Raw genomic sequence first — 4600 nt, forward strand, 5'->3', positions numbered from 1 at the left:
GGGAGAGGTACGCCGTGTGTAAATCTGCCGAAAAGCGGCACTTAAAAACTGCACGACCTCTAAGAGGGGAAGACCGGGCGACTCGCGCCGCTCCGCTGGGAGCAAATGCAAAGCAACCGACCGTTCGGTCTTCATTTGAAATACACTGTGGGTTTTCATTCCTCAGGATGCTGCCTCGATGTCGAACACCTTTCCTCGTCGCCAAGCGTTGTTGGCGGCCACCACGGTCGCCGCACTGCCCACCTCGCACCTTTTCGCGTCCGAGTCACCCGCGACGCTGACGGCGGCAAATTCGTTGGTCGACGCGATTCCGACGCCTCCGCTGGCGATGAACACCAGCACGCTGCGCGGGCACAACTTGACCGTGCCCCAGCAAATCGAGGTCGTTGCCAAGGCTGGGTTTGATGGAATCGAGCCATGGATTCGCGATCTGCGAGGCTATGTCGATGGTGGCGGCAGCGTCTCTGATCTAAAGAAACAGCTCGACGATGCGGGACTGAAAGTTGTCGGCGCAATCGGTTTTGCTCGTTGGATCGTCGATGATCCCGCGGCACGCAAGGCTGGTTTGGACGAAGCCAAGCGGGACATGGAGTTGGTCGCTTCGCTCGGAGGCAAACAAATGGCCGCTCCTCCGATCGGTGTTCATCGAACCGAAGAACTCGGCGATGGCGGTGCACCTTCGCTCGAGACAATTGGGGAGCGTTACCGGGCGATTTTGGAGCTTGGTGACACGATGGGAGTGACACCGTTGCTGGAGCTTTGGGGATTCTCGCCGGTGCTGCATCGTTTGGCAGAATTGGCTTACGTTTCGACGGCGGCAGCTCACCCGTCCGCTGCGGTGCTGCCGGATTTCTATCACATCTACAAAGGCGACAATGACATGTCGTCGCTGGGCATGATCGAAGCGTCGCGCATGCCGTTGTTCCACATCAATGACTATCCAGGTCAGCCCGGCATTGATGTGATCGCTGACAAAGATCGCGTGTACCCGGGCGATGGAGTGTGTGACTTGGTCGGCACCATTGCCATGTTGCTTCGCAATGGATTCGTCGGCACGTTTTCGTTGGAGTTGTTCAACCCCGGGTATTGGAAGCTGCCCGCTGACAAGGTTGCCGCGGAAGGTTGCCAGAAATCGCGAGACGTGATCGCGAAAGCGGTGGAAGCAGCGAAGCAAGACGCAGCCGTGCAGGCTTGAACCGAATGAAACCACTTTTCGCCTGGGGACGACGGCACGGGTTTCTTCTGACGTTGGCGGTCTTGTTCGCGATTGGATTCACCGCCGCCGACTATCTTCGGCCGGTGGCGGAACAGGATTGGCTTCGCAGTGCGGTGGTGTTTGCCGTGATGTGGGCCTCGGGCATGACCCTGCCTTTGCGTTCGGTGACCGATGCGGTGCGGCGGCCGACCGCGGTGTTGGCAGCGGTCAGCCTCAACACGGTGGCGGTCCCTTTGGCCGCATGGTGGATTGCAGGGTGGATCGCACCTGAATGGAAGTTGTCGTTCTACGTGGCGTCGTTGGTGCCATGCACGCTCGCCTCGGCAATGGTGTGGACACGCCGCGCCGGCGGTGACGATTCGATCCCGATGCTGACCACGGTGGTGACCAACCTCGCCTGCGTTGGTGTGATCCCGCTGGGATGGTGGTTGGTCTCGGATACCGAAGCGGTGGCGGAACTCACTCGAGGGCTTCAGAAGATCGGCGCAGCAGTCGGGAGCGGCGGTAGCGGGACGGGTGGCCAGACGCTGGCGAGTCAAGCGATCAAGTTAGGATTGGTGGTGGTGGCTCCGCTGACCTTGGCCCAGTGCATGCGGCATTGGGGATGGGCCGAGTGGGCGGATCGAGCCAAGCCGACGTTGTCCTGGGCGGCTCAGGGAGGCATCCTGATCATGGTGGTGTTCGGTGCCGTGACCACCGCCGACAAATTGGTTGCCATCACGCAGGAAGGCGGTGCAGCGGTCTTTGCCCAATTGATTGCCGCCGCATCTGCGATGCACTTGGTGTGTTTAGTAGTCGGGATCCTCTTCACGCGATGGATCTTGCGTCGCGGGCCCGAGACCCAAATCGCGGTGGGGTTCTCGGCCAGTCAAAAGACACTCGCGATCGGTTTGCAAACATCGATGGACCTGGGCGTCAGCGTGTTGCCGATGATCATCTATCACATCACTCAATTGGTCTGGGACACCGTCGTCGCCGATGCATGGTTGGCGAGGACAAAGAAGGATACGGCCGAGTGATGTGCGGTCAGGTTTTGTGTGAGCCGTTCGAAGTTTGAGATCTCCCCCGCCTTTTCCAGTGCGTATCTTTTCAGTCACCTCTCCCCCGACGAAGTTGGGGGAGAGGTCGGAGCAAGCGTTCAGCGAGATCCGGGTGAGGGGGCCTCGCGATTTGTGAAGCCAAGTTTGCTGTGCGTGGCCCCCTCACCCGAACAGGGCCTCGATCGGCCCGTTCGACCTCTCCCCCAGCTTCGCTGAGGGAGAGGTGACGCATTGATTTAAACCACGAATCAGCGCCTGCCAAAATCGCATCACCTCGAAGGAAGCCAAGAGCAACAAGTGACCAGCCTAGCGGTGCGGCGCGAACTGCCCGGTGAGGAACCGGAGGGCTCGTGCCCTGTCTTGACGGGGATGACAGGCTGGAAGCCTATCCCACACTCAGAGCAATTCATCCCAGCTCAAGCCGAAACGATGCAGGTACTTTCGCAGTCGGTCGGCGTCGTTGGGTTTTGCCTTCGCTTTTCGTGAGACTGCAAACAAGGTGCGGCCGGCGTGCGACAGCGACCGGCTTTCGCGGCAAACTCGGATGACGTCGGCGAGCTGCACTCGGTCGAAACGATCCAGCTGTGCAATCTGTGTTTCATCCAAGCAACTCGTTAAGACGTCGTCGTCACCGTGAGCATCCGTGGTTTGCCAGCTTGATCGCAGCCTAGCGATTTCCTCGTGGATCAACTCGATGGTGATGCGTCCGCCTTCGGCAAGTGTCCCCATTCGTGTCACGGCCGCATTGAGGTCTCGAAAGTTGGCGTTCCAAGGCGTCGCGGGATCCATCGCGAAATCAAGGAACGCTTTGCGAGCCTCTTTGCTGATTGTGACCTTCTGGCCGTTGCTGCGAGTGAACTGCTGCAGTTCGTAATCCAAGTTGGGATCAATGTCGGCTCTTCGTTCGCTGAGTCCGGGCAGTCGAAACGACCAAAGGTTGATTCTCGCAAGCAGGTCTTCACGGAACTTGCCTGCGCTGACTTCGGCCATCAAATCGCGATTCGTTCCCGCGATCAATTGAAAGTCGCTGTGAATGCTTTGGTCGGAACCAACCGGGGTGAATTCCTTCTCTTCGATCGCTCGCAACAACATGGCTTGTTCATCGAGTCCGAGTTCGCCGATTTCGTCAAGAAACAGCATGCCACCATCGGCGGACTTCAGCAGTCCCGCACGCGCGGAGTTCGCGCCCGTGAATGCACCTTTGGTGTGGCCGAACAAGGCCGACATCGCTTGTTCGCCGCGGATCGTTGCGCAGTTGATTTCGACGAACGGGCCGCTGACTTGCCGTCGGCTGTGCTTGAGTTCGTAGATCAGTTTCGCGAGTTGCGTTTTGCCTGCACCCGTTGGTCCCGACATCAGGATGGGGGCTTTGGTTGCCAAGGTGACTTTCTCGATTCGATCGATCAATGCATTGAATGATTCGTCTTTCGTTTCGATGCCACGTTTGAGGATCGAGCGTGCTTCGTCGTGCTCTTGCCGAAAACGCTTGGCCAGTTCGTCGTAGCGGGACAGGTCCAAGTCGATGATTTGGAACGTCCCTTCAACCGATGCGGCTTCGTCTTGTTTCGATCGGCCTCGTCCTGGTGGCGGCGACGTTTGAATCAGACGTCCAGGCAGGTGCCGGGACTCCGTCAGCAGGAACAAGCAGATCTGTGCGACGTGCGTCCCCGTGGTGATGTGAATCAAATAGTCTTCGGCGTCGGTGTCGAACGCGTACTCGCGAGAGAACTGATGCAGCCCCGCGTAAACCTCTTCCAAATCCCAAGGGTCTTTGAGTGTGACCGGATGAGCTCGCACGGACGTTTCGGGCGAGACGGTTTCGATGTCCTGAATCACCTGATTGGCAAGCTTGGAATAGCGGCGTTCGACGATCAGCTCGAATCGATCGACGATCAAGTCTTCTTGCTGGCAGATCGCAACGGTCGGACGCCACGTGGCCCATCGATCACGAGATTTCCGGGGTTGATCCAAATGGACTCCGAGGAAACCGATAACGACACATTTCTTGCTCATAGACCACAGTATAAATAGCGATCGGCGAGGATAGGCAGCTTTGGTTGTTCGTGCCGCGTTTTAAGTAGCCTGTATTTCGTAAGTGGTTGCAGCATAGGTCTTTAAGAGAATCGTGGTCGGTTTGGCACAGGCGGTGCTTCAGCAGTTCGTAACAACAACCACTTTTCCTCCGTTCGAGATTCACATGACGACTTCGACCAAGACCCGTCCCAGCACGGACTCGCGAAACCAGTACTCCGGCCCCGGAATGGTTGCCACCGGCGAAGCGACCGCATTGCTTCGAACGGAAACGACCCCACCGATCCGTGTCTTCGGAACCGAGTCCATTCGC

At 58.2% G+C, this 4600-nt stretch carries 3 protein-coding genes; 2 read left to right on the plus strand and 1 reads right to left on the minus strand.

Translation table 11 applies throughout. The features are described 5' to 3' along the window. Positions 1-178: 178 nt before the first annotated feature. Both B2R17_RS09565 and B2R17_RS09570 read left to right on the plus strand, forming a co-directional pair. Entirely contained in the window at positions 179-1195 is a 1017-nt protein-coding gene (locus tag B2R17_RS09565; RefSeq protein ID WP_286763815.1) for a sugar phosphate isomerase/epimerase family protein, read from the plus strand. Between the two features lie 5 nt (positions 1196-1200). Further along, the gene (locus B2R17_RS09570) at positions 1201-2235 is read left to right on the plus strand and encodes a bile acid:sodium symporter family protein (RefSeq protein WP_286763816.1); all 1035 of its coding nucleotides are present in this window, start codon (positions 1201-1203) and stop codon (positions 2233-2235) included. A 417-nt stretch (positions 2236-2652) separates the two neighbouring features. On the opposite strand, the gene rtcR is transcribed toward B2R17_RS09570, so the two are convergent. After that, complete coding sequence (gene rtcR, locus B2R17_RS09575; RefSeq protein WP_286763817.1) at positions 2653-4269, minus strand: RNA repair transcriptional activator RtcR; 1617 nt, start codon at positions 4267-4269, stop codon at positions 2653-2655. Positions 4270-4600: the final 331 nt, after the last annotated feature.

Origin of the sequence: Rhodopirellula sp. UBA1907 (assembly GCF_002337565.1) — a bacterium.
GTDB lineage: Bacteria > Planctomycetota > Planctomycetia > Pirellulales > Pirellulaceae > Rhodopirellula > Rhodopirellula europaea.

Bases quoted from the DNA above. Each gene is read 5' to 3' on its own strand.
- B2R17_RS09565 (WP_286763815.1), top strand. From the start codon at position 179: ATGTCGAACACCTTTCCTCGTCGCCAAGCGTTGTTGGCGGCCACCACG.
- B2R17_RS09570 (WP_286763816.1), top strand. From the start codon at position 1,201: ATGAAACCACTTTTCGCCTGGGGACGACGGCACGGGTTTCTTCTGACG.
- rtcR (WP_286763817.1), bottom strand. From the start codon at position 4,269: ATGAGCAAGAAATGTGTCGTTATCGGTTTCCTCGGAGTCCATTTGGAT.